The organism is Rhodophyticola sp. CCM32 (assembly GCF_004751985.1).
In the GTDB taxonomy this organism is placed as follows: Bacteria; Pseudomonadota; Alphaproteobacteria; order Rhodobacterales; family Rhodobacteraceae; genus Rhodophyticola.
This window is the reverse complement of the sequence record NZ_CP038492.1, coordinates 1,865,993-1,889,434: the sequence shown is the minus strand read 5'-3', so window position 1 is coordinate 1,889,434 and position 23,442 is coordinate 1,865,993. Positions and strand designations below refer to the sequence as shown.

22 protein-coding genes and 1 pseudogene are annotated in these 23,442 nt (G+C 60.2%); 10 read left to right on the top strand and 13 right to left on the bottom strand.

The annotated features are described in order from the left end of the window. Nucleotides 1-206 precede the first annotated feature (206 nt). A complete protein-coding gene (locus tag E2K80_RS09210) occupies nt 207-581 on the top strand; it encodes a transposase (protein WP_135373732.1) in 375 nt (124 codons plus the stop codon). A gap of 13 nt (nt 582-594) precedes the next feature. Here the strand turns inward: E2K80_RS09210 and E2K80_RS09205 are convergent, their stop codons facing one another. Next, nucleotides 595-1,491 carry a bestrophin family protein gene (locus E2K80_RS09205; protein WP_135374745.1) on the bottom strand — a complete coding sequence of 299 codons (897 nt, stop codon included), beginning with the start codon at nt 1,489-1,491 and terminating at the stop codon, nt 595-597. Continuing rightward, nucleotides 1,488-2,756 (bottom strand): phosphoribosylamine--glycine ligase, encoded by a 1,269-nt coding sequence (purD, locus tag E2K80_RS09200; protein WP_135374744.1) that lies wholly within the window; start codon nt 2,754-2,756, stop codon nt 1,488-1,490. The genes E2K80_RS09205 and purD overlap by 4 nt, the downstream gene beginning before the upstream one ends. A 210-nt stretch (nt 2,757-2,966) precedes the next feature. On the opposite strand from purD, the gene xseA reads away from it, so the two are divergent. Next, nucleotides 2,967-4,565 carry an exodeoxyribonuclease VII large subunit gene (gene xseA, locus E2K80_RS09195; protein WP_135376545.1) on the top strand — a complete coding sequence of 533 codons (1,599 nt, stop codon included), beginning with the start codon at nt 2,967-2,969 and terminating at the stop codon, nt 4,563-4,565. Nucleotides 4,566-4,707: 142 nt separating this feature from the next. Here xseA and E2K80_RS09190 read toward each other — a convergent pair whose 3' ends face one another. Further along, nucleotides 4,708-5,661, bottom strand: a complete 954-nt coding sequence (locus E2K80_RS09190; RefSeq protein ID WP_135376544.1) for an IS481 family transposase — start codon at nt 5,659-5,661, stop codon at nt 4,708-4,710. 100 nt (nt 5,662-5,761) lie between these two features. After that, nucleotides 5,762-5,932 (bottom strand): annotated as a pseudogene (locus tag E2K80_RS19565) (IS630-like element ISSpo6 family transposase); the annotation flags it as partial. Nucleotides 5,933-5,997: 65 nt separating this feature from the next. Between E2K80_RS19565 and E2K80_RS09185 the strand changes: the two are divergent. Continuing rightward, the gene (locus tag E2K80_RS09185; protein WP_135373736.1) at nt 5,998-7,017 is read left to right on the top strand and encodes an IS110 family transposase; all 1,020 of its coding nucleotides are present in this window, start codon (nt 5,998-6,000) and stop codon (nt 7,015-7,017) included. A 211-nt stretch (nt 7,018-7,228) separates the two neighbouring features. Here the strand turns inward: E2K80_RS09185 and E2K80_RS09180 are convergent, their stop codons facing one another. Together E2K80_RS09180 and E2K80_RS09175 are read right to left on the bottom strand one after the other, a co-directional pair. Continuing rightward, nucleotides 7,229-7,618 carry a transposase gene (locus E2K80_RS09180; protein WP_135373738.1) on the bottom strand — a complete coding sequence of 130 codons (390 nt, stop codon included), beginning with the start codon at nt 7,616-7,618 and terminating at the stop codon, nt 7,229-7,231. A 72-nt stretch (nt 7,619-7,690) separates the two neighbouring features. Then, nucleotides 7,691-8,008 (bottom strand): helix-turn-helix domain-containing protein, encoded by a 318-nt coding sequence (locus E2K80_RS09175; RefSeq protein ID WP_135373741.1) that lies wholly within the window; start codon nt 8,006-8,008, stop codon nt 7,691-7,693. Between the two features lie 172 nt (nt 8,009-8,180). Here E2K80_RS09175 and E2K80_RS09170 point away from each other — a divergent pair, with 172 nt between their 5' ends. Both E2K80_RS09170 and E2K80_RS09165 read left to right on the top strand, forming a co-directional pair. Beyond that, nucleotides 8,181-9,134 (top strand): IS481 family transposase, encoded by a 954-nt coding sequence (locus E2K80_RS09170; RefSeq protein ID WP_135376544.1) that lies wholly within the window; start codon nt 8,181-8,183, stop codon nt 9,132-9,134. Between the two features lie 192 nt (nt 9,135-9,326). Next, complete coding sequence (locus E2K80_RS09165; protein WP_135374743.1) at nt 9,327-10,121, top strand: YiiX/YebB-like N1pC/P60 family cysteine hydrolase; 795 nt, start codon at nt 9,327-9,329, stop codon at nt 10,119-10,121. A 68-nt stretch (nt 10,122-10,189) separates the two neighbouring features. Here E2K80_RS09165 and E2K80_RS09160 read toward each other — a convergent pair whose 3' ends face one another. The 6 genes from E2K80_RS09160 to E2K80_RS09135 all read right to left on the bottom strand — a co-directional run bounded on the left by E2K80_RS09160 (nt 10,190) and on the right by E2K80_RS09135 (nt 16,627). Further along, a complete protein-coding gene (locus E2K80_RS09160) occupies nt 10,190-11,134 on the bottom strand; it encodes an ABC transporter permease (protein WP_238475706.1) in 945 nt (314 codons plus the stop codon). Continuing rightward, a complete protein-coding gene (locus E2K80_RS09155) occupies nt 11,127-12,137 on the bottom strand; it encodes an ABC transporter permease (RefSeq protein WP_135374741.1) in 1,011 nt (336 codons plus the stop codon). The genes E2K80_RS09160 and E2K80_RS09155 overlap by 8 nt, the downstream gene beginning before the upstream one ends. A gap of 31 nt (nt 12,138-12,168) precedes the next feature. After that, nucleotides 12,169-12,789 carry a LysE family translocator gene (locus tag E2K80_RS09150; protein ID WP_135374740.1) on the bottom strand — a complete coding sequence of 207 codons (621 nt, stop codon included), beginning with the start codon at nt 12,787-12,789 and terminating at the stop codon, nt 12,169-12,171. A 71-nt stretch (nt 12,790-12,860) separates the two neighbouring features. Continuing rightward, a complete protein-coding gene (locus tag E2K80_RS09145; protein ID WP_135374739.1) occupies nt 12,861-14,567 on the bottom strand; it encodes a peptide ABC transporter substrate-binding protein in 1,707 nt (568 codons plus the stop codon). A 22-nt stretch (nt 14,568-14,589) separates the two neighbouring features. Beyond that, on the bottom strand, nt 14,590-15,627 hold the full coding sequence (locus tag E2K80_RS09140) for an ABC transporter ATP-binding protein (protein ID WP_135374738.1): 1,038 nt from the start codon (nt 15,625-15,627) through the stop codon (nt 14,590-14,592). Continuing rightward, the gene (locus tag E2K80_RS09135; RefSeq protein WP_135374737.1) at nt 15,620-16,627 is read right to left on the bottom strand and encodes an ABC transporter ATP-binding protein; all 1,008 of its coding nucleotides are present in this window, start codon (nt 16,625-16,627) and stop codon (nt 15,620-15,622) included. Before E2K80_RS09135 ends, E2K80_RS09140 begins: the two co-directional genes overlap by 8 nt. A 226-nt stretch (nt 16,628-16,853) precedes the next feature. Here E2K80_RS09135 and argE point away from each other — a divergent pair, with 226 nt between their 5' ends. The 5 genes from argE (at nt 16,854) to E2K80_RS09110 (ending at nt 22,225) form a co-directional block, all read left to right on the top strand. After that, complete coding sequence (gene argE, locus E2K80_RS09130) at nt 16,854-18,014, top strand: acetylornithine deacetylase (protein ID WP_135374736.1); 1,161 nt, start codon at nt 16,854-16,856, stop codon at nt 18,012-18,014. A gap of 3 nt (nt 18,015-18,017) precedes the next feature. Next, nucleotides 18,018-19,190, top strand: coding sequence for a M20 aminoacylase family protein (locus tag E2K80_RS09125; protein WP_135374735.1), 1,173 nt, complete (start codon nt 18,018-18,020; stop codon nt 19,188-19,190). 12 nt (nt 19,191-19,202) lie between these two features. Then, nucleotides 19,203-20,369, top strand: a complete 1,167-nt coding sequence (locus E2K80_RS09120) for a M20 aminoacylase family protein (RefSeq protein WP_135374734.1) — start codon at nt 19,203-19,205, stop codon at nt 20,367-20,369. 21 nt (nt 20,370-20,390) lie between these two features. Beyond that, entirely contained in the window at nt 20,391-21,554 is a 1,164-nt protein-coding gene (locus E2K80_RS09115; protein WP_135374733.1) for a M20 aminoacylase family protein, read from the top strand. A 323-nt stretch (nt 21,555-21,877) separates the two neighbouring features. Then, nucleotides 21,878-22,225 carry a hypothetical protein gene (locus E2K80_RS09110; RefSeq protein ID WP_135374732.1) on the top strand — a complete coding sequence of 116 codons (348 nt, stop codon included), beginning with the start codon at nt 21,878-21,880 and terminating at the stop codon, nt 22,223-22,225. Nucleotides 22,226-22,310: 85 nt separating this feature from the next. On the opposite strand, the gene ychF is transcribed toward E2K80_RS09110, so the two are convergent. After that, the gene (gene ychF, locus E2K80_RS09105) at nt 22,311-23,408 is read right to left on the bottom strand and encodes a redox-regulated ATPase YchF (RefSeq protein ID WP_135374731.1); all 1,098 of its coding nucleotides are present in this window, start codon (nt 23,406-23,408) and stop codon (nt 22,311-22,313) included. Nucleotides 23,409-23,442 lie beyond the last annotated feature (34 nt).

Below are 23,442 nucleotides of genomic sequence, written 5' to 3'. Positions count from 1 at the left end.
ACGACACCGATAATTCTCCGTCTCGGTTCACGACCTAAAGCACCCTGCCTTAAACTTGAATCACAAATACCCTGCCACGCTTCGCGTTCTCAGGGTATTTGTGATGCGCGATGTCTCAGGTTTAAGGCAGCATGCTGTAGGTAAATCGAAGGGCGGCTGGACCATTGCCCGGCAGCACATGCTTGCATGTGTGAGAGGGGACCAAAATTCTGGCTTTGGTGGATGCGCTTGGCAACCTGGTGCGCTTCGTCCTGATGCCAGCCAACCGCTACGACACGGTTGGCGTCGCGCCATTGATCAAAGGTGTAGAATTTGGTGCGATGCTTGCCGACAAAGCCTTCGACAGCAATTGGATCATCGACGACATGAACGCGCGAGGCGCAAAGATCGTCATATCCCAGCGCCCGCAACGATTGCAGCCAATGGCGATCGATAGTGAAATGTACAAATGGCGCCACTTGATCGAAAACTACTTCCAGAAACTGAAAGAATTCAAACGCATAGCTATGCGCTCGGACAAGACTGATGCATCCTATGCTGCAATGATCTGCCTATGCTCTGCGATCATCAACTCAAGATGAATGTCCACAGACCCTAGCTGAGGTGATAGTTCTCTGGCGGCAGGGCGGCGGGCACCTCTTGCCCCAGGCGCGGCGCGAGGCTGATTTCGACCACACGGCACATGGCGTCAAGCGGCAGGCCATTGACGCTGGTGCCAAAGGGTTCTGACAGTTCCTCGGTCACCTCGGCCAGTCCCAGAAACACATAGGCCACCACCGCCACGAAAACCGGTGTCAGCCAGCCGGCCTGATCCACCAGACCAAGCGGCAGAAGCAGGCAGTAGAGATAGGTGGTTCGGAAGATCAGCAGGGAATAGACATATGGCAGGGGTGTGGTTGCAATCCGCTCACATCCCGCCTGTGCGAGGGTGATTGACCCCAGCCTTTCGGCCAGCGCCCTGGCGCCAAACCCATCGGTTTCCCCCGCGTTTCGGGCCGCGGCCAGCTCAGTCCCAACCCTGTCCAGCGCTGCGCAGGGCGGATGCGCGGCACTGCTGAAATCCTCACCGGTCAGGTCGCGCGCCTTGGTGTCATCCGGCACATGGCGCAGATTGGCACGATGCAGATGCAGGAAAGCCAGCGCAGCTTTCAGAATGCGGATGCGCCGTTCCGGCGCGGTGATAAAGACCTCACTCTCGCGCCCAAGCGCCCGCAGATCGGCAATCAACTGCCCCCAGAGTTTCCGCCCCTCCCACCAGCGGTCATAGGCGGCGTTGTTGCGGAACCCCAGAAACATCGACAATGCGACGCCGAATATGGCGAAAGGGGCCGCACTTGGATGGGCAAGGGGCAGAAATGCCGCCCGGTCGGCCCAGGTCAGCCCGGCGGCAAGACCGGTCAGCATCAGGATGCGCGGCGCGATACGCGGCAGGACAGAGCCCTGAAGCGCGAAGAAAAGCTGCACAAATGTGGGTTTGTCGCGGATAATCATCTGCCAAGCGCGCGCCAGCCGATATCGGACCGGGCAAACCCGCCGGGCCAGTCGATCTGACCGGCCATCGCATAGGCTTTGTCGCGTGCCTCTGCCAGGCTGGCCCCCCGGGCGGTGATGTTCAGCACCCGGCCGCCTGCGGCCCTGAACTGCCCCTCGGCACGTGTGGTTCCCGCATGAAAGACGATCTGGAAACTGTCCTCGGGGATATCCTCCAGCCCGTTGATCACACTGCCTTTTTCGTAGTCTCCGGGGTAGCCGTTCGCCGCCATGACCACTGTCATCGCGTGGTCATTGGCCCAACTTACCTGCATCTTGTCCAGGCGGTCCTCGGCACAGGCCAGCATCAGGTCAAGGGCCTGCGCGCCAAGCCGCATCATCAGAACCTGACATTCCGGGTCGCCAAAGCGGACATTATATTCAACCAGCCGGGGCTGCCCGTTCCGGATCATGAAGCCTGCATAAAGCACACCGCGATAGGGGGTGCCGCGCCGGGCCATCTCGTCAATTGTGGGCTGGATGATCTCGGCCATGGCTTTGGCGGCGACCGCATCGGTCAGGACCGGGGCGGGGGAATAGGCGCCCATGCCGCCGGTATTGGGCCCCTCATCCCCGTCATAGGCGCGCTTATGGTCCTGGGCCGTGCCCATGGGCAGCGCGGTTTTCCCGTCTGAAAGCACGAAGAACGAGGCTTCTTCGCCCTCCATGAACTCTTCAATCACCACTTCGGCCCCGGCACCGCCGAAGCTGCCACCGAACATGTCGTCAATTGCGGCGAAGGCGGTTGTCTCATCCATCGCGATGATCACGCCTTTGCCCGCGGCCAGCCCGTCTGCCTTGACGACAATAGGCGTGCCCTGTCTGCGGATATAGGCCTTTGCGGGTGCGGCTTCGGTGAACCGAGCCCAGGCGGCGGTGGGGGCACCGCAGGCATCGCATATCTCTTTGGTGAAGGCTTTCGAGGCTTCCAGCTGCGCCGCCGCCTGGCTTGGCCCGAAGGTCAGAATACCCGCATCGGTCAGCGCATCGGCGACCCCTGCGGCCAGCGGAGCCTCTGGCCCGACAATCACGAAATCAATCGCTTCCTCACAGGCAAATTCGGTCACCAGACCCGGGTTTTCCACATCCAGATCGGCGCATTGGGCGATCTGCGCGATGCCCGCATTGCCCGGTGCCACGATCAGCCGGTCACATTTCGGGTTCTGCAATACGGCCCAGGCCAGGGCATGTTCACGCCCGCCGCCGCCGAGGATCAGGATGTTCATTGGGCGTGTCTCCTTGGCCTTTGAGTCCCGGCGTTCTAAAGCGGTTTGCGTTTATATGGTACAGCCCCATCGAAAACCGCGTTCGACCCGAAGGGGAGAGGCAGCAATTTTCGATTCAGATCAAACGCAAACCGCTATAAGCTGTGGCCCGGACCAAGACAAGCAATGTGCCGAGACAGGCAATGGGCCATGGCAGGCAAAGGGGTGGCGATGTCGGATCTGATCGACGAGGACGAGACCACAGGCAACGCCCCGGAGTTTTCGGTCTCCGAGATCTCAGGGGCGGTGAAACGCACGGTGGAAGGCGCGTTTTCCCATGTGCGGGTGCGGGGCGAGGTCGGGCGGTTGTCACGCCCCCGATCCGGCCATATCTATCTGGATCTGAAGGATGATCGCAGTGTTCTGGCCGGGGTGATCTGGAAAGGTGTTTCCGCCCGGCTGGCCCATCAGCCCGAAGAGGGGATGGAGGTGATCGCCACCGGCCGGATCACGACCTTTCCCGGGCAGTCAAAATACCAGCTGGTGATCGAGGATATCCGCCCCGCAGGTGTGGGTGCCCTGATGGCGATGCTGGAAAAACGCCGGGCGGCGCTGGCTGCGGAAGGGCTGTTTGACGAAGACCGGAAACAGGCGCTGCCCTATCTGCCCGAGGTGATCGGGGTTGTAACCTCCCCCTCCGGCGCGGTGATCCGCGATATCCTGCACCGGCTGCGCGACCGGTTCCCGCGCAAGGTTCTGATCTGGCCCGTGGCCGTGCAGGGGGACAGATGCGCGCCGGAGGTTGCCAATGCGATCCGGGGGTTCAACGGGATGTCCGCCGGGCGCGCGCTGCCCCGGCCTGATCTGGTGATCGTCGCGCGGGGCGGGGGCTCTCTGGAGGATCTTTGGGGGTTCAATGAGGAAATCGTGGTCCGGGCGGCGGCGGAAAGTGAGATCCCGCTGATCTCGGCGGTGGGCCATGAAACCGATACGACATTGATTGATTTTGCCGCCGACAAACGCGCGCCAACACCGACAGCAGCGGCAGAGATGGCGGTGCCGGTGCGGCTGGAACTGCTGGGCTGGGTTGAAACCCAGGGTGGGCGCCTGTCGCGCGGCGTGGCGCAGGCCGTGTCGATCAGAAAACAGCGGCTTGGCGATCTGGCGCGCGGGCTGCCCCGGATCGAGGTGCTGCTGGAAACGCCCCGGCAACGGCTGGACCGCGCCATGGTTCAGCTTGGCCCGGCCTTGCGGAACGCCACACAGACCCGGCGGCTTGCGGCGGACCGGATGGCGGGCCGGTTGCGGCCTGCCCTTGAAAAGGGTTTGAATATCAAACGGGTCGAGGCGGGTCGTGCGGGGGCCGGTCTTGTCCCCCGGCGGCTGGAGGCCGGGCTGCACAGCAGAAAGTCAGAGCTTGCCGGGCTGATGCGGCGCCTGCAGGCGGAGCGGTTGGCCGATCGGATTGTAGCGGCGCGCGCCCGGTTTGACGATGTCAGCCAGAGCTTCACCCGGGTCTCTGCGGCATCGGTTCAGACCCGGCGGGAGCGTCTGGACGCGCTGGAACGGTTGCGCCAGACCCTGGGCTATACCGAGACGTTGAGGCGCGGCTATGCGGTTGTGCGCGAGGGCGATACGCTGGTCACCAGCCACAGCGTCGCAGCCAAAGCGGCGCATCTGGAGATCGAATTTGCCGATGGCCGGCTGGGTGTTCTGCCGGGAGGCGGGGCCGGTCGGAAGGATGGAACAGGCCGCAAACCGGCACCCAAACGCTCTGCACCCGCCCGTCCGGGCAAATCCGGTCAGGGCAATCTTTTCGGCGAGGAATAGGACAGAACACCCTATGCCAAACGGTCATGGGCCTGACCCTGGATCAGCCAATGGCCTTTTCCCGTCATCCGCAATTCGGCATATGGCAAGGACTATTGGGCATTTCTGCCTGATCACGCGTATTTCATCCTGCTCGCGGCATCTAGATGTGGAACCTCAACAGGTTGTTCGGGTCCAAGCCTAACCGGCTGATTGGTGGTTTCGATTTTAGCGCTGAGTGCGGTCGGTGCCAATTGTAAAGATGTGTCCACACGGGCAGGTCTGCGGCGCGGTCGTCTGATGTCTCATAGGCACGGGCATATGCCCACTCACGCAGTGCGGACTGGATGAAGCGTTCAGCTTTTCCGTTGGTTTTGGGCGTGTAGGGTTTGGTTCGGATATGCCTGATACCAAGTTCAGCGCACGCCGCCTTGAAGGCATGGGATTTGTAACAGGAGCCATTGTCCGTCATTACTCGCGCCACCGTCACCCCCATGGTCGCATACCAGGCAACGGCCGCCTTCAGATGGGCGATAGCGCTGACCGCCTTCTCGTCGGGATGGATATCGGTGAAGGACAGCCGTGACGCATCATCGACGCAGACATGGACGTACTCCCAACCAATCCCGCGGCTGTTGGACTGTCCCGTCCTGTCGCCTGTGATGCGGTGGCCTGTGCGTTCGAACTTGCCCAGACGCTTGATATCCAGATGGATCAGTTCGCCGGGATGTTCGCGTTCATAGCGCCGCACGGGTTCGGCGGGCTCCAGATCTCGCAGACGGCTGAGACCGGCCCGGCGCAGCACACGGCTGACGGTGGCAGGCGACACCCCGGTCTTTGCAGCGATATGCGCCCCGGTCAGGCGCTGCCGACGCAGAGCAACAATCTGTTCGGCGACATTGTCAGGCGTCGGGTTGCGCAGACAATGCGGGCGCGATGTCCGGTCAAGCAAACCCTCGTGACCTTCCCGTTCAAACCTTCGCCACCACTTCGCAGCAGTCTTGGCCGAACAGCCGCAGGCCGCTCCAGCCTCACAAAAGCTCATGCCACCCGATATAAGCCTGACAAGCCGCTCTCGACCCAAAGGAGCCAGTCTGGCATTCTTGTGTAAGTTCATTCGATCCCTCCGAAAAGTGGTGAAGCTTGGTAACTCCAACCAACTCGGTTCGGATCGAATGGACAACCTACTGAAAGCTCACATCTAGAGCGTGTCGCAGTCAATCTGCCCCATAGCCTGCGGCCTTGAAGTAGTTGTAGCACTCTTCTTCTGAGAAGAGGTCGCAGACCTTTCCGACGGCGGCCCATAACTGGTCGTATGTTCTGGCTGCGGCTCTTCGGATCAGGGTTTTGAGTTTCGAGAACGCCATCTCAATTGATGGTGTGGATGGCTCCTGCTCCCGGCGTCGCGATGCGCCATGATGGGGTGTCATTGTCCCAACTTGAGGAGCCATCCATGAATGAAGTTAGCACAGTCGGCGTCGACCTCGCCAAGAATGTCATACAGATCCATGGCGTTGATTGCGACGGGAATGTTGTGGTTCGGCGTCAGCTGCGGAGAGGTCAGTTTCTCACGTTCTTCGAAGAGCGCCCAGCATGCCTGATCGGCATCGAGGCGTGTTCGGGATCCCATCACTGGGGACGACAACGACAAGAGATGGGCCACGCGGTCCGACTGATGCCGCCGTCCTATGTGAAGCCCTACGTCAAGCGGAACAAGACAGATGCGGCCGATGCGGAGGCAATCTGCGAAGCGGTCACCCGGCCTTCGATGCGGTTTGTTCCCGTGAAGAGCGAGGCGGACTCCGCGGCGCTTGTCCTGCACCGGGCGCGGGATTTTCTCGTCGGTCAGGTCACGCAAACCGGCAACGCGATCCGCGCTCACATGGCTGAGTTTGGTATCGTTACGGCGAAGGGATCAAAGCGCGTCGCGAGCCTGGCAGAGGAGTTGGACGCCTTGCCCGAGGCCGCGCGCCTTCCGCTCCGGGTGTTGTTCGATCAACTGGCAGAGACGCAATCGCGAATCGAGCAGCTGACCGACGAGATCAAGGAGGTTCACCGGCACAACGAAGTGAGCCGCCGTCTGGCATCGATCCCAGGCGTCGGCGTGCTGACCGCAACCGCGATTGCCGCAACGACACCGGATGTCAGCAATTTCGGCTCGGCGCGGGACTATGCTGCCTGGCTCGGCCTGACGCCGAAGCAGCACTCGACCGGCGGGAAGCCCCGAAGCGGTGGCATCTCGAAGATGGGCAACCGTTATATCCGGCGCCTGCTTTACCTTGGGGCCATGGCGCAGATCATGGTCCGGCGCAGAAGTCGCCACATGGGCACCGACTGGCTGTCGCGAAAGCTGGCGACAAAGGAGACAAGGGTCGTTGCGATCGCCTTGGCGAGGCGCATGGCAAGAACCATCTTTGCGCTTTTGCGTGACGGAACGAGCTATAGACCGCAGGTCGGAGAAGTACCCGGCTGAGAAGGGTCTCAAAGAATGGTAAGGCCAACGTGAGGTGATGGCGAAATGACGGAAACGGCGAACAGGAACACCCCGATGAATCCGAAGCGCCGCCGAGCGCGTTCGATTGAGTGGGAGCCTTCAGCCGACGCGGACATTCATCATGGCGCGCAGCACATTTGCTGCAGAACGACGCCGAATACATGGCCGCAGCCGACCAGATGCCAGAAGCTTACAAAACCCTTGCCATGCAGGAGCCAACCATACATGGCGGCAGGAACAGGAACCATGCGCCGATGCTGTGCAGAGCTTCAGCGGCGGCAGGTGCCTTGTGGCTGGAGAGGTTATCAAGAATGACAACGTCACCCTCGCGCAGGGTCGGCACCAGTTGGGTTTCGGTGTAGAGGGTGAACATCTCGCTGTTCATGGCCCCGTCGATGACCCATGGGGCGTCCAACCGATCATGGCGCAGTGCACCAATGAAGGTCTGGGTGCGCCAATGGCCGAAGGGTGCGTGATCGACCAAGCGCTGGCCATAAGGAGCCCATCCGGTTGTCTTGGCCATGTTGGTCTTGACCGAAGTCTCGTCGATGAAAGCCAGCCTGTCCAGATAGTTGGCCATGAAGGGCTATTGTCTAGCCCCCAATCTTTGGGTCATTTCTGATTAGAGTTTCTGGCACGGGTGGCCTCATGTTCAAGGCCTGATGTGGCCGCGATGCACGTCGATACCATGCGTCTCGGCCAACTCCGAGACCAGTTCATCGAGCGTGATCTCTCCTTTCCCGGCCACGCGGGCTTCGATCCAGTCAGCTACGCTCGCCAGTTTGCCGTGACCGCCACCGTTGCCTTGCGGACGTGGTGCCAGCGACCCGGTTTCGCGCCGCAGTTTGATCAAGTCGTTCACAAACCGGGGTGACACACGAAAGTGTCGTGCCGCTTCACGGTGACCGTGTCCTTCATCCACAAACGCAACAACACGTTCGCGTAACTCTATCGGATGTGGCTTGCCCATCTGTGACCCCATATCTGCCTCACACACAAGGAATCACATCATGAGCAATCTGGGAATCCTGAATCAGGATGACTGCAACACGCTCTAGATGTGAGCTTTCAGTAGGTTGTCCATTCGATCCGAACCGAGTTGGTTGGAGTTACCAAGCTTCACCACTTTTCGGAGGGATCGAATGAACTTACACAAGAATGCCAGACTGGCTCCTTTGGGTCGAGAGCGGCTTGTCAGGCTTATATCGGGTGGCATGAGCTTTTGTGAGGCTGGAGCGGCCTGCGGCTGTTCGGCCAAGACTGCTGCGAAGTGGTGGCGAAGGTTTGAACGGGAAGGTCACGAGGGTTTGCTTGACCGGACATCGCGCCCGCATTGTCTGCGCAACCCGACGCCTGACAATGTCGCCGAACAGATTGTTGCTCTGCGTCGGCAGCGCCTGACCGGGGCGCATATCGCTGCAAAGACCGGGGTGTCGCCTGCCACCGTCAGCCGTGTGCTGCGCCGGGCCGGTCTCAGCCGTCTGCGAGATCTGGAGCCCGCCGAACCCGTGCGGCGCTATGAACGCGAACATCCCGGCGAACTGATCCATCTGGATATCAAGCGTCTGGGCAAGTTCGAACGCACAGGCCACCGCATCACAGGCGACAGGACGGGACAGTCCAACAGCCGCGGGATTGGTTGGGAGTACGTCCATGTCTGCGTCGATGATGCGTCACGGCTGTCCTTCACCGATATCCATCCCGACGAGAAGGCGGTCAGCGCTATCGCCCATCTGAAGGCGGCCGTTGCCTGGTATGCGACCATGGGGGTGACGGTGGCGCGAGTAATGACGGACAATGGCTCCTGTTACAAATCCCATGCCTTCAAGGCGGCGTGCGCTGAACTTGGTATCAGGCATATCCGAACCAAACCCTACACGCCCAAAACCAACGGAAAAGCTGAACGCTTCATCCAGTCCGCACTGCGTGAGTGGGCATATGCCCGTGCCTATGAGACATCAGACGACCGCGCCGCAGACCTGCCCGTGTGGACACATCTTTACAATTGGCACCGACCGCACTCAGCGCTAAAATCGAAACCACCAATCAGCCGGTTAGGCTTGGACCCGAACAACCTGTTGAGGTTCCACATCTAGAGCGAAATCGTTTTAATCTGCACCATCGCTCATCGAAATTCGCGTTCGAGATCAGCAGCTTGCTGACCCGGAGGCAGAGAATTTTGATTCAGATTAAACGATTTCTGCTCTAACGTCCCGGTGAGGGGCGTGGACAAGACCCGGCCCTTGCATCCTTATGATCAGGATGGGCCGGGAGGAGGGGCTGATGCGATGACCGATAAGCTGGCGACAGTCAAAGATACCTTTCTGGATCGGGTTGGCCGCCGTCTGGCGCGCAGGCTGCGCGATCCAAGCTCGGGCTATCAACCCTATACACCGTCGGATTTCCCCACATTGTGCCGGATCTTGCAGCCGGGAGATGTGCTTCTGGTTGAAGGCGGCGAGCGCATCTCGAATGCGATTAAATACCTGACGCAATCCACCTGGTCCCATGCGGCGATGTATGTGGGCGATGTGCTGCCTTTGCCTGAAGATAGACGGGAGCGGCCCCGGCTGGTCGAGGTCAATCTGGGTGAAGGCTGTGTTGCGGTGCCGTTGAGCAAATATGAAACGTTCAATACCCGCATCTGCCGGCCTGTCGGTCTGAATGATACGGAACGCGATCAGGTGGTGCAGTTCATGATAAGCAATCTGGGTCTGCGCTATGATATGCGGAATATCTTTGATCTGGCGCGGTATTTCCTGCCCACGCCACCGGTGCCCGTACGCTGGCGCCGCCGCATGCTGGCCTTCGGTTCGGGGGATCCGACGCGGGCGATCTGTTCCTCGCTGATCGCCCAGGCCTATCAGGGCGTGCGCTATCCGATCCTGCCGGAACGGCGTCAGGGTGGATCAGAATATGCCGAACAGGAGCTGCTGCATATCCGGCATCATTCGCTGTTCGCGCCGCGCGATTTCGACCTGTCGCCATATTTCCGGGTTGTGAAACCGACGCTGGAGGGCGGGTTCGATTTCCGGGAACTGGTGTGGGAGGATCATCTGGACAAGGGTAAAGAGGGGGCGTAGCCCGCCGCCGCCTTCGGCGCCTCCCCCCAGAATATTTTTGACCAGAAGAAGCCGGGTGAATGGGCCCGTTACCGGCCCCGGATACGCGGGTCGAGCGCGTCACGCAGGCCATCGCCGATATAGTTCACCGACAGCACCGTCAGAGAAATGGCAAGGCCGGGCCAGATCACCCGTTCGGGGTTTTGTTGCAGCCAGTCCGTGGCATCGAACAGCAATCGTCCCCATGTCGGAAAATCCGAGGGGAAGCCCAGACCAAGAAAGCTGAGCGCGGATTCCGTGATGATCGCATTGGCGATGCCAAGCGTGGCCGAAACCATGATCGGTGACATCACATTGGGCAGCACATGGCGCAGGATCATCCGGTGTGACGGCGTGCCGATGGATTTGGCGGCCAGCACGAATTCCCGTTCTTTCAGGGCCAGAACGTCGCCGCGGACCACCCGCGCGGTCTGCATCCAGCTGGTCACGCCGATGACAAAGACAATCAGGATGAAAATGCCGCCTTCCGGCCCGAAGGCCGCGCGAAGCTGATCGCGGAACAGCATGATGATGACAAGCAGCAGCGGCAGCAGCGGCAGCGCCAGAAACAGATCTGTCAGCCGCATCAATAGGCCATCGGCGCGTTTGAAATAGCCCGCAACAACCCCGATCAACGTGCCCAGCACAAGGCTGAGCAGCATCGCGGTCAGACCCACGGCAATCGAGGTCTGGCCGCCGACCATCATCCGCGCCAGGGTATCGCGGCCCAATTGGTCGGTGCCCATGGGATGGGCCAGTGTCGGGCCGGAATTGCGGGCGCGAATATCAATATAGGTGGCGTCGATGGTCCAGATCAGCGGGCCGACATAGACGAAGAGAAGCGCGAAGACGAAGAAGGCAAGGCCCAGCATCGCCCCTTTATGGGTCTTGAACTGATCCCAGACATCCCACCACTGGTTGCGGGGCGGGCGGTAAGCTTCCAGAGCTTTGGCAACTGTGGCCGTATCGGCGGCATTTGACGGGGTGTCAGTCATAGCGAATCCTCGGGTCCAGAACGCCATAAAGGACATCGGCGATCAGATTGAACAACACGATCAGCACGGCGAAAATGAAAGAGACGGTCTGCACGGTCGGCACGTCGCCAGACTGGATGGCGATGATCAGCAACTGACCGATGCCGTTCACCTTGAACACCTGTTCAGTGATGATCGCGCCGCCGAACACGGCGGGCACGTTCAGCGCGATAACAGTGACAACCGGGATCAGCGAATTGCGCAGCACATGGACCAGAACCACAACCTTTTCGGTCAGGCCCTTGGCCCGTGCGGTGCGCACATAATCCTGGTTCAGATTGTCCAGCATCGAGGCGCGCATGAAGCGGCTGATCTGTGAGGCGTTGAACAGGCCCAGCACCATCACCGGCATGATGATCTGTTTCAGCTGAACCACAAAACTGCTCCAGTCGGTGACCACATGGGTGGTGTCATAGACCGATGGAAACCAGCCCAGGTTCACCGCGAAGATCACAATGAACAGCACACCGGTGAAGAAGGTGGGCACCGAGAACCCCAGCATCGAGATGAATGTGCCAAGCTGGTCGAACCAGCTGTATTGCCGATAGGCTGATATGATCCCGATGGGCAGGGCGATGATAATGCCGACGATATAGCTGATACCGACAACCCACAGGGTTTGCGGCATCCGCTGCATGATCAGCTCCATCACCGGGCTGCGGGTCTGATAGCTGATGATGCGGGTGGTGCTTTCGGGGGCGACCTGCCAGCCGGTCCAGTCCTGCAGAAGGTGCAAAGGCTCGTTCCAGACCATCAGTTGCAGCCAGCGGAAATACTGCACAAAGACCGGCTGGTTCACGCCCAGGCTTTCGCGAATCTGTTCGCGCACCTCTGGCGGGATCGTCAGCGGCAGGCCTGCCGTCGGGTCCGATGGCGACAGTTTCACGATCAGAAAGATGATGAAACTGATGAACAGAAGCGCAGGGATGGCCAGCAGCAATCGTCGGATTGTGTAGGTCAGCATATGTTTCGGTCCCTTTGCGACACGGGGCGGGTCATCGCGCGTGTGCGTCGCGCAGGGCCAGAAGGCCTGCGGCGCCAATCATTGCGCTGCCCGAAAGACGGTTGAGAAGGCGGCCGCGGCTGGCCAGCCCGGCGAACAGCTGGGCGGCGGTTGCGCCGTAGATGAACAGGATCACACCATCGACAACCAGATAGGTCGCACCCAGGATCAGAAGCTGGGGCCAGATCGCGGTCTCGGGTGTGATGAATTGCGGGAAAAGCGCGGCAAAGAAGAAGATCGCCTTGGGGTTCGAGGCAGAGGTGAAGAACCCCTGAAAATAAAGCTGTCGGGCAGAGGTCAGCGCGGCGGCCTGACCGGGCGGGGTGGGGGCGGCGCGGAACGTGCGGATGCCCATCCAGACCAGATAGGCGACACCGGCCCATTTGATCACATCCAATGCCCGGTCGGTGGTAGCAATCAGCGTGGCCAGGCCAAAACCGGCGGCCAGCATTTGCAGGGAATTTGCAGAAAGATCACCGGCGATTGTCCAGCCGCAGCGGCGCGGACCATGGCGCATGGAACTGGAGATCATCAGCAACTGGCTGGGCCCCGGAGGCGACGCAAAGAACACCGCCACCGTCGCCAGATAGGCAAGATACATCTCAATGCTCATATATGCTGGCCCATTTGCTTGCTGCGCCGCCCCGAATGTCCGGGGCGGCGCAAATCCATGGATCCCGTGGATTACTCGGCGCGATGCCAATCCATGATGTTCCACAATTCGCTGTCCCAGTCGGACATGCGGATGCCTTCCAGGGTGTTGGCATGGGCCGACACGCCGCCCCGGTGGATCAGCGGGATGATCGAGTAGGACTGAATGATCATGTCGTTCATCTCACGTGCGAGGCGGCCACGTTCGTCCAGATCGGCTGTAACGGCCATCTCGCCCACAAGCGCGTCATAGTCTTCCGAGCAGAAGCGCTGGATGTTGGACCCCTGCCACTGGCTGTCAGGGCTGGGGATATCCGTGCAAAGCCAGCTGGCCATATAGGCCTCGGGGTCCACACCGGAGAAGTTGTTGGTGTACATCTCAAGGTCTGCATAGAACTTCTGGAACGTGTCCGGGCTGGCCGGGTCACCACCGAAGAAGACCGATGCGTCGACATTGCGCAGCTCGGCGTCGATGCCGATCTCGCTCCACCACTGTTTTACCAGCGCCTGGGTGTCCTGACGGACGGCGTTGGTGGAAGTCTGGTAGAGCATGCTGATCGGCATGCCATTGGCTTCGCGGATGCCATCACCATCGGTGTCCATATAGCCGGCTTCGTCCAGAAGCGCATTGGCCCCGGCAATATCCTGCACAAGGCAGGCATCATTGGCGGTGGATGCATAAAGCTCAGGCGCGGGCAGAACGTTGCAGGTGGGCTGACCACCGGCCCCATAACCAACCTCAACCAGCAGCGCCCGGTCAATCGCCATCGACATGGCCTGGCCGATCACCGGATCGGTCAGGAACGGATGCGCGCCGCCCGCAAGGGTCGAACGCAGGTCGCCAAGCGCCGGATCGGGATTGGTCTGGTTGACATGGATACGTTCAACACTTGTGCCGAACGCGGTCACAACCGTGCCGTTGCCCTGGGCTTCCATCTCGGCCAGAATCGTCGGGTCGATCTGCAGGTTCCAAGCATAGTCGAACTCGGCGGTTTCCAGAACCGAACGGGCCGCCGCCGCCGCGTCACCGCCGCCTTTGAAGGTCACGGTGCCGAAATGCGGACGATCGGCAAAACGGAAGTTCTCGTTTGCCGCGAATTCGATCACGTCATTGGGCCGGAAATCGGTGACCACAAACGGGCCTGTGCCGATCGGGCCAAAATTGGCATCGGTGCATTCCGGCGCACGGGCGCCCAGGCACTCGGCGAATTGCGCGGCCTGGATAAGCGGCGATTCCGCACCCACAAAGGCTGTATACGGGAACGGTTTGGGCGCCGAGAAATTGACCTGAACGGTCATGTCATCCACGGCCACGACACTTTCCACACCGTCGAAATAGGACACCTGCGCGCAGCCGCCTTCGGGATGGGTGCAGTATTCCCAGGTGAACACGGCATCTGCCGCGGTCAGGGGCGTGCCATCGGACCAGGTGATGCCATCGGCAATTGTCCAGGTGATCTGGGTCAGATCCTCGGACACACCGCCGTTTTCAACCGTCGGAATCTCACTGGCCAGCCAGGGCACCATGGTGCCCGTGTCGTCAAAACGCGCGAAGGATTCAAGCACCAGCGATGCGGATTCAACTTCCTTCGTGCCGCCCGACAGATACGGGTTCAGCGTCGACGGGGCCTGCCAGTAGATGATGTTGAGATGGCCGGACGCGCCACGTTCCGCCATCGCGGCCATGGGGGACAGTGCAAACGCGGCCGCTGCCCCTAGTAATAATGTCTTCGAGTTCATGTCTCTCTCCTAGTTGGATTGCTCATTCTTGTGCCTCGGGCGCCGCTGTTTGATCAGCGGTCGTCTTGGTGTCATTGAGAAGGTGGCAGGCCGCATAGCGGCCGGGCTGCACCTCACGAAATTCGGGGTCGATCCTGTGGCAGATATCTGTGGCTGACGGGCAGCGGGTGCAGAAATTGCAGCCCTGCGGCGGGTTCGCCGGACTGGGAACATCACCTTGCAGAATGGTACGGTTGGCCGTGTCATGGGCAACCGGGTCAGGCTCCGGCACGGCGGAAAGCAGCGCTTTGGTATAGGGGTGCATTGGGTCTGCATACAGGCCCTCACGGGGGGCCAGTTCAACCACTTTGCCCAGATACATCACCGCCACCCGGTCTGCGATATGGCGCACCATGGAAAGATCGTGAGAGATGAACAGATAGGTCAGGCCCAGTTGTTTCTGCAAATCTTCCAGAAGATTGACAACCTGCGCCTGGATCGACACGTCCAGCGCCGCAATCGGTTCGTCACAGACGATGAATTTCGGGTTGAGCGCAAGGGCCCGGGCGATGCCGATGCGCTGGCGCTGGCCGCCTGAAAACTCATGCGGATAGCGATTGGCAAAATCACGGTTCAGACCGACCGCATCCATCAACTCGTAAATCCGTTCCAGCTGATCGGCTTTGGATTTGCCGGAATGTTCGCTTAACGGTTCGCCGATGATCGCGGCCACGGTCATCCGCGGGTTGAGACTGGCCTGAGGGTCCTGAAACACCATCTGCATGGTGGGCCGCATCCGGCGCAGTTTATCATACCCCGCATCGGCAATCTCTTCCCCGTCGATGACAATCGAGCCGTCCGTCGGTTCATACAATCGCAGGATGGCCCGGCCACAGGTGGATTTCCCGCAACCCGATTCGCCGACCAGACCCAGGGTTTCCCCCTCGAAAATGTCGAAACTCACGCCATCGACGGCTTTCACATCGCCCGTGTGGCGGCGCAGCAATCCCGAATGGATCGGGAAATACATTTTCAGTCCGTCGATCTCGACAAGCTTCCTGTTGGCGCTGGCATCAAACATCGCGGGGCCTGCCTGTATCCACATCCCAGAAACAGGCCGCGTCATGATCGGGGCCGACAGGGGTGCGCCATGGGTTCTGTTTCAGGCAACGATCAAAGGCCAGCGGGCATCGCGCGTGAAACGGGCAGCTGTTTGGCTGCGCGGCCAGCATCGGCGGCTGGCCCTCGATGACCTGCAACCGTTCAGCCCGGTCTCCGGTGACCGAGGGCACGGTTTCCAGAAGCATTCTTGTATAAGGGTGCTGCGGGTTTGCGAACAGCTCCCGCACCGGTCCCTGTTCCACGACCTGACCGCCATACATCACCATCACCCGATCGGCGATCCCGGCGATCACGCCCAGATCATGGGTGATCCAGACAATCGCCATGCCAAGCTTCTGGCGCAGTTCCTTGACCAGTTCCAGAATCTGCGCCTGGATCGTGACGTCAAGCGCGGTTGTGGGTTCATCGGCGATCAGAACCTTGGGGTCGCAGGCCAGGGCGATCGCAATCATCACCCGCTGGCGCATACCGCCGGAAAACTGATGCGGATAATCGGCCAGTCGCCGGGCCGCATCGGGAATGCCCACCAGTTCCAGCAATTCGACCGCGCGGCTTCGGGCCTGGGATTTATTCAGCCCCATATGTTTTCTAAGGGGTTCGGTTATCTGGTAGCCGACATTGAACACCGGGTTCAGCGATGTCATCGGGTCCTGAAACACGAAACCGATCCGGGCCCCGCGAACGGCGCGCAGCTGTTTCTCGGTACATGTCAGAAGATCCTGGCCTTCAAACATCACCCGGCCGTTACGAACCTCGGCAGGAGGTGTCGGCAGCAGGCCGATCAGCGACATCATCGTCACCGATTTGCCCGATCCGCTTTCGCCCACCACGCCCAGAAGCTCCCCCGGTTCGAGGTGAAAGCTCACATCATTCACCGCGTGGATTTCACCGCGCCGGGTTCGGAATACAGTTTTGAGGTCCTTGACATCAAGGACAGAAGCCAGACCCCCATCGGGCATGGTGTAACGCTCCTCACCGGTTGGTTAACGCCCCGGCCTCTGCTGGGCGGGTGCAATCGTTGGCTGTGACGGTAACAGGAAATTCGCATCCCGCAAGCGGCAATCCGGGTGCCCTTGCGTATGGTCTGGGCGGATGCACAAGACTTAGGCACTTACCGCCTTGTGGGCTTGACGACACGGCGGGGAAGGAACAGGTTCTGCCGGGTTCATGTTAAAGGAGTACCTTATGTCTACCGCCCTCTCTGCGCGAGACCTACTTGAAAAGCTTGTATCTTTTCCAACGGTCAGCCGGGATTCAAATCTGGAACTTGTCGATTGGGTGGAGGGATATCTGAACGATTTGGGGGTCACCTGTAACCGCGATTACAACATCGAAGGCACCAAAGCCTCCCTATACGCCCATATCGGTCCCGAGGTTGAGGGGGGTGTGATTTTATCAGGTCATACGGATGTTGTTCCGGTTGATGGTCAGGCCTGGGACACCGATCCGTTCCAAGTGGTGGAGAAAGACGGCAAGCTTTACGGGCGCGGCACCTGCGACATGAAAGGGTTTGATGCGCTGGCGCTGAGCATGGTTGCACCGGCTTTGGAACGGGGTCTGCGCCGGCCGCTGCAAATCTGTCTCAGCCGGGATGAGGAAATCGGCTGTGCCGGGGCGCCGCCGATGATTGCCGCGATGCAGGCCCACATGCCGAAAGCCGCGCTTGCAATCATCGGGGAGCCAACCAGCATGCGCACTGTGACCGGCCATAAGGGCGGCTCCGGCTTTGACATGCATATTCGCGGCTTCGAGGTGCATTCCTCACTGCATTACCGGGGTGTGTCCGCGATCATGGAAGGGATCAAGCTTATCGACTGGGCCAACCGGATGAACGCTGAAAACAAGGCCAAGGCCGACCCTGACAGCCCGTTTGATCCGCCTTACACGACCATCCATGTCGGCATGATCGAGGGCGGAACCGCCCATAACATCACCGCCAAGGATTGTACCTATGTGATGTCGTTCCGATGCCTTCCGACAGAAGATCCGAAGGATTGGGCCGATCGGTATCTGACGGAAGTGCGGGCGCTTGAGGCCGAGATGCAAAAAACCCAGCCGGACTGCTTTATCCGCGCCGATCCGAAATGGGACGTCCCGGGCCTGCGCCCCGAACAGGATGGGGCGGCTGAACAGATGGTGCGCCTGCTGACCGGCGATAATGCGACCCATGCGGTCAGTTTCGGCACCGAGGCCGGGCAGTTTCAGGCCGGTGGCTACTCGGCGGTGGTCTGCGGCCCCGGCAATATCGAACAGGCCCATCAGCCAAATGAGTTCATAACCATTGACCAGTTCCAGCAGGGGGAGCGTTTCATGGCGCGTCTGCTGGATAATCTGACAGAGGAGTGACCCATGCCGGTCAAGAACCGACTTGCAGAACTGCACGATGAAATCACCGCCTGGCGTCGTGAGATACATGCCAACCCCGAATTGCAATATGATCTGCCGAAGACCACCGCCCTGGTCGAGGCGCAACTGAAGGCTTTTGGCTGTGACGAGGTGGTCACCGGCATTGGCAGATCGGGCATTGTCGGTGTGATCCGGGGCAAAAGTGACACTGCCGGGCGCTGTGTGGGCCTGCGTGCCGATATGGATGCGCTGCCGATGAGCGAGGAAACCGGGCTGGATTATGCCTCGGGCACCGAAGGCAAGATGCATGCCTGCGGCCATGACGGGCATACGGCGATGTTGCTGGGGGCCGCGAAATACCTGACAGAGACGCGGAATTTTGATGGTACGGTCTGTGTCATTTTCCAGCCTGCCGAAGAAGGCGGCGCGGGTGGCAAGGCGATGGTCGATGACGGGATGATGGACCGGTTCGGCATCAGGGAAGTCTATGGCATGCATAATGAACCGGGTCTGCCCGTGGGCGAGTTCGGCGTTTCTCCCGGGCCGATCATGGCGGCGGCGGATGAGTTCGAGGTGCAGATCGTGGGCAAGGGCGGCCATGCGGCCCAGCCCCATAACTGCATTGATCCGGCGCCTGCGGCCTGTGCCTCGGTGATGGCGCTGCAAACCGTGGCCAGCCGCAATGTCGATCCGCTGAAACAGGTCGTGGTTTCGGTCTGCACCATCAAGACAAGTTCCGGGGCGTATAATGTGATCCCCGCTTCGGTTCTGTTGCGCGGGACGGTGCGGACCCTGGATGAAAGCATTCGCGATATGGCCGAAACCCGGGTGGTCGAGATCCTGCAGTCCACCGCATCGGCTTATGGCTGCACTGCGGATATCACCTATGAACGGGGCTATCCCGTCACCGTGAACCACGAGGAAAACGCCCGGATCGCCGCCGGGATTGCCGAGAGTATCGCCGGGGAGGGGCGGGTCCATTACGGGCGCCCGCCGCGTATGGGGGCCGAGGATTTCAGCTATATGCTGCTGGCCCGCCCGGGGGCATTCATCAATGTCGGTAATGGTGACAGCGCCAAGGTGCATCACCCGGAATACAACTTCAACGACGAGGCGATCCCCTACGGGTGCAGTTTCTTTGCGGAACTGGTTGAACGCCGGATGCCCGCTGCCTGAGGAGAGCTGATTATGCCGATCAAGAATCGTTTCGCGGAATTGCTGCCGGAAATCACCGAGTGGCGGCGGGATATGCATGAAAACCCCGAACTGATGTATGAGGTCCACCGCACTGCCGGGCTGGTGGCGGACAGGTTGCGCGCCTTCGGCTGCGACGAGGTGGTCGAAGGCATCGGGCGCACCGGTGTTGTCGGTGTCATCAAGGGCAAGGCCAATGGCTCGGGCCGGGTGGTCGGGCTGCGCGCCGATATGGACGCTTTGCCGATCCATGAACAGACCGGGCTGGATTATGCCTCGAAAACCCCCGGCAAGATGCATGCCTGCGGCCATGACGGGCATACGGCGATGCTGCTGGGGGCCGCGAAATACATGGCCGAGACGCGGAATTTCGATGGCACCCTGGTGCTGATCTTCCAACCGGCAGAGGAAGGCGGGGCCGGGGCGAAGGCGATGATTGATGACGGGCTGATGGACCGCTGGGGTATTGATGAGGTTTACGGCGTCCATAACGGGCCGGGCATTCCGGTGGGGGAGATCATGACCTGCCCGGGGCCGCTTCAGGCCTCCTCGGACGAGTTCGAGATCATCGTCACGGGCAAGGGCGGCCATGCTGCCGAGCCGCATAAAGCGGTCGATACCACCCTGGCCGCGGCGCAGATTGTGGTGACGCTCCATACAATCGTATCACGCAATATCGACCCGCTGGGCCGTGTTGTGCTGACCGTGGGCGTGTTTGAGACCGATTCGAACGCCTCGAACATCATCCCCGACAAGGCGCGGATGGAAGGGACAGTGCGGTGCCTGGAACCGGAGGCGCGGGCGCTGGCCGAAGAACGTGTGCGCCGTGTGGCCGAAGATACCGCCGCCGCCTTCGGTGCAAAGGCCGAGGTGATCTGGACGCCCGGATATCCGGTCACGGTGAATGATGCGACATCGGTGGAATATGCCGCCGAGGCCGCGCGCGCCGTTGGCATGAAAGTCGACGCCACCGCGAACCCGATCATGCCATCCGAAGATTTTTCCTATATGCTGGAAGAACGCCCCGGTGCCTATCTGTTCCTTGGCAATGGCGACAGCGCCCAATGCCATCACCCGGAATACAATTTCAACGATGAAGCGATCCCCTACGGGTGCAGCTTCTTTGCCGAATTGGTCGAACGCCGGATGCCGGCGGCCTGACCCCAACAGGAGAGATGTAAGATGCCCGTGAAGAACCGTTTTGCCGAATTGCTGCCCGAGATCACCGAATGGCGCCGCGATATACATGAAAACCCCGAAATCCTGTTCGAGACACACAGGACCTCGGCCCTGGTCGAGGAAAAGCTGAAAGCCTTTGGCTGTGACGAGGTGGTGACCGGGTTGGGCCGCACCGGTGTGGTGGGGCTGATCAAGGGGAAAACCAACAAATCCGGCAAAACCATCGGCTTGCGCGCCGATATGGATGCGCTGCCGATCCTTGAGGATACGGGGCTGGACTATGCCTCCAAAACCCCGGGTGCGATGCATGCCTGCGGCCATGACGGGCATACGGCGATGTTGCTGGGGGCGGCGAAATATCTGGCGGAGACGCGGAATTTCGACGGCACCGTTGCGGTGATTTTCCAACCCGCCGAAGAAGGCGGCGGTGGCGGCAAGGAAATGGTCGATGACGGGATGATGGAGCAGTTCAGGATCGACGAGGTATACGGAATGCACAACTGGCCGGGCAAACCGGTAGGGTCTTTCGCGATCCGCCCGGGCGCGTTTTTTGCTGCCGCTGACCAGTTCGATATCTATCTGACGGGCAAGGGCGGCCATGCGGCCAAACCCAATGAAACCGTGGACACCACGGTTATGGGCGCCCATGTGGTGCTGGCCCTGCAATCCATTGTCAGCCGCAATCTGGACCCGGTCAAACAGCTTGTCGTGTCCGTCACCGCGTTCGAGACCGGATCGCTGGCGCATAATGTGATCCCCGAAACCGTGCATCTGCGCGGCACCGTGCGGACCATGGACCCGGACGTTCAGGATATGGCCGAGGCACGGCTGAAAGAGATTGCCGAAGGCACAGCGGCGATGCTGGGTGGCCGGGCCGAGGTTGATTACCGGCGCGGCTATCCGGTGATGGTAAATTCCGAGGAACAGACAGCCTTCGCCGCCGAGGTCGCCGCTTCGGTTTCGGGCGGTTGCGATGATGCACCGCAGGTCATGGGGGGCGAGGATTTCGCCTTCATGCTGAACGCGCGCCCCGGGGCCTATATTCTGGTCGGCAATGGAGACACGGCGGATGTTCACCACCCGAAATACAACTTCAATGACGAAGCGATCCCGGCGGGCTGTTCCTGGTGGGCGGAAATTGTCGAGAAACGGATGCCCGCAGCATAGGGTCCAGGCCCCTTAGATCCTGACCCTTAGCCCTGATCTCAGGGGCATCGCTGCGGGTAACATGCCAGCTTTCCGGTTCACGTCTTACATGGCACAAAATGCAAAGGAAAAGAGCCTATTGACTCAGATCAATCCGGTTTCCAAAGATCAGGTAAATAAATAGTTAATATTGCAATTGAATCGTTAATATTACGTACCTGTCTTATGAAACCCGGAAGGAACGGCCTATGAAGATCATCACATCTGTTTTGCCGGCGCTGATATTTCTGGCAGGGTTATGGGTTGCTCCAAAACCGGTTGAGGCACAGGAATTTCAGATACCCATGACCGCTGAATTCATTGATGGCGAGGTCAATTTCACCGGCGGGGTTGGCCGGGTTTATCAATACCGCTGGTATCTGGTCCCGGTGGAAGGGCGGATGGCGCTGTGCGGGTCGGGATATCTGCGCGACAGTCGGCTGCGCGGCACGATCAATGACATGCTGCGTGATACGGTACTGGTGATGAGTAATCAGCGTGTCGAGGTGGATGCGCGCTTTTTCACTCGCGTCCGCTCTGCACGACGCCTGTCGCAGGATAATGCAACCTGCCGGCCAACCAATCTGCCGCTTCTGACCGGGGGTGGTGGCACGGTGTATCTTGAATTTGGGGATGCTGTCTGGCGGAACTGACCGCCCTGTCGCCGGTTCAGCCGCCTTTTGGCCGCAGGCTGAAAGGCATGGATTTAAGGGGGCCTGACCCTAGGCCTTGCGCGTTTCAGGTGTTGAACAGGAAATGCAGTACATCTCCGTCTTTGACGGTATAGCCTTTGCCTTCCGCCCGCATTTTGCCCGCATCCTTGGCCGGTTGTTCCCCGCCAAGGGTCACGAAATCCTCAAAGGCGATGGTTTCGGCGCGGATGAAGCCTTTCTCGAAATCGCCATGGATGACCCCGGCGGCCCTGGGGGCCGAAGTGCCCGCCGTGATCGTCCAGGCGCGGGCCTCTTTCGGGCCGACAGTGAAATAGGTTTCCAGGTCCAGCAGCGCATAACCGGCGCGGATCAACCGGTCCAGCCCGGCCTCCTCAAGCCCCATTTCGCTTAGGAACATCTGGGCTTCCTCCATGTCGAGCTGGCTGATCTCCTCCTCGATCTGCGCGGAAATCACCACATGGGCCGCCCCTTGTTCTACCGCCATCGCGGCCACTTTGGCCGATTGGGCATTGCCCTCTGCCGCGGCGTCCTCCTCCACATTGCAGACATAGAGGATCGGCTTTGTGGTCAGCAATTGCAACGCGGCCCAGGCTTTGGCGTCTTCGGTATCCACATCCACCATGCGGGCCGGTTTGCCCGCCTCCAGCATCTCCAGCGCCGCCTTCATCAGGCGTTCCTGCTGCACCGCGTCCTTGTCACCGCCGCGCACTTTGCGGGTGATGTTCTGCAAGCGCTTTTCGATGCTTTCCAGATCGGCCAGCATCAGTTCGGTTTCAATGGTCTCGGCATCCGCAATCGGGTCGATCCGGCCCTCCACATGGGTCACGTCGCCATCTTCAAAACAGCGCAGTACATGGGCGATGGCGTCAACCTCGCGGATATTGGCAAGGAACTGGTTGCCCAGACCTTCCCCCTTGCTGGCGCCTTTCACGAGACCCGCGATATCCACGAAGGTGATCCGCGTCGGGATGATCTGTTTTGACCCTGCAATCGCCGCCAGCTGGTCAAGCCGCGTATCGGGTACGGCCACATCCCCCACATTCGGTTCGATCGTGCAGAACGGGAAATTCGCTGCCTGCGCCGCCGCTGTCCGGGTCAGCGCATTAAACAGCGTGGATTTGCCCACATTCGGCAACCCGACAATGCCCATTTTAAATCCCATGACCGGCCCCGTATCTTGCAAGTGGATATCGTCG

Excerpts from the sequence above, each read along its gene's own strand:
- purD (WP_135374744.1), bottom strand. The coding sequence starts at position 2,756 with ATGAACATCCTGATCCTCGGCGGCGGCGGGCGTGAACATGCCCTGGCC.
- E2K80_RS09115 (WP_135374733.1), top strand. The coding sequence starts at position 20,391 with ATGCCCGTGAAGAACCGTTTTGCCGAATTGCTGCCCGAGATCACCGAA.
- E2K80_RS09175 (WP_135373741.1), bottom strand. The coding sequence starts at position 8,008 with ATGGGCAAGCCACATCCGATAGAGTTACGCGAACGTGTTGTTGCGTTT.
- E2K80_RS09150 (WP_135374740.1), bottom strand. The coding sequence starts at position 12,789 with ATGAGCATTGAGATGTATCTTGCCTATCTGGCGACGGTGGCGGTGTTC.
- xseA (WP_135376545.1), top strand. The coding sequence starts at position 2,967 with ATGTCGGATCTGATCGACGAGGACGAGACCACAGGCAACGCCCCGGAG.
- E2K80_RS09185 (WP_135373736.1), top strand. The coding sequence starts at position 5,998 with ATGAATGAAGTTAGCACAGTCGGCGTCGACCTCGCCAAGAATGTCATA.
- E2K80_RS09125 (WP_135374735.1), top strand. The coding sequence starts at position 18,018 with ATGCCGGTCAAGAACCGACTTGCAGAACTGCACGATGAAATCACCGCC.
- E2K80_RS09135 (WP_135374737.1), bottom strand. The coding sequence starts at position 16,627 with ATGCCCGATGGGGGTCTGGCTTCTGTCCTTGATGTCAAGGACCTCAAA.
- E2K80_RS09155 (WP_135374741.1), bottom strand. The coding sequence starts at position 12,137 with ATGCTGACCTACACAATCCGACGATTGCTGCTGGCCATCCCTGCGCTT.
- E2K80_RS09140 (WP_135374738.1), bottom strand. The coding sequence starts at position 15,627 with ATGTTTGATGCCAGCGCCAACAGGAAGCTTGTCGAGATCGACGGACTG.
- E2K80_RS09190 (WP_135376544.1), bottom strand. The coding sequence starts at position 5,661 with ATGAACTTACACAAGAATGCCAGACTGGCTCCTTTGGGTCGAGAGCGG.
- E2K80_RS09180 (WP_135373738.1), bottom strand. The coding sequence starts at position 7,618 with ATGGCCAACTATCTGGACAGGCTGGCTTTCATCGACGAGACTTCGGTC.
- E2K80_RS09205 (WP_135374745.1), bottom strand. The coding sequence starts at position 1,491 with ATGATTATCCGCGACAAACCCACATTTGTGCAGCTTTTCTTCGCGCTT.
- E2K80_RS09160 (WP_238475706.1), bottom strand. The coding sequence starts at position 11,134 with ATGACTGACACCCCGTCAAATGCCGCCGATACGGCCACAGTTGCCAAA.
- E2K80_RS09110 (WP_135374732.1), top strand. The coding sequence starts at position 21,878 with ATGACCGCTGAATTCATTGATGGCGAGGTCAATTTCACCGGCGGGGTT.
- ychF (WP_135374731.1), bottom strand. The coding sequence starts at position 23,408 with ATGGGATTTAAAATGGGCATTGTCGGGTTGCCGAATGTGGGCAAATCC.
- argE (WP_135374736.1), top strand. The coding sequence starts at position 16,854 with ATGTCTACCGCCCTCTCTGCGCGAGACCTACTTGAAAAGCTTGTATCT.
- E2K80_RS09145 (WP_135374739.1), bottom strand. The coding sequence starts at position 14,567 with ATGAACTCGAAGACATTATTACTAGGGGCAGCGGCCGCGTTTGCACTG.
- E2K80_RS09170 (WP_135376544.1), top strand. The coding sequence starts at position 8,181 with ATGAACTTACACAAGAATGCCAGACTGGCTCCTTTGGGTCGAGAGCGG.
- E2K80_RS09165 (WP_135374743.1), top strand. The coding sequence starts at position 9,327 with ATGACCGATAAGCTGGCGACAGTCAAAGATACCTTTCTGGATCGGGTT.
- E2K80_RS09120 (WP_135374734.1), top strand. The coding sequence starts at position 19,203 with ATGCCGATCAAGAATCGTTTCGCGGAATTGCTGCCGGAAATCACCGAG.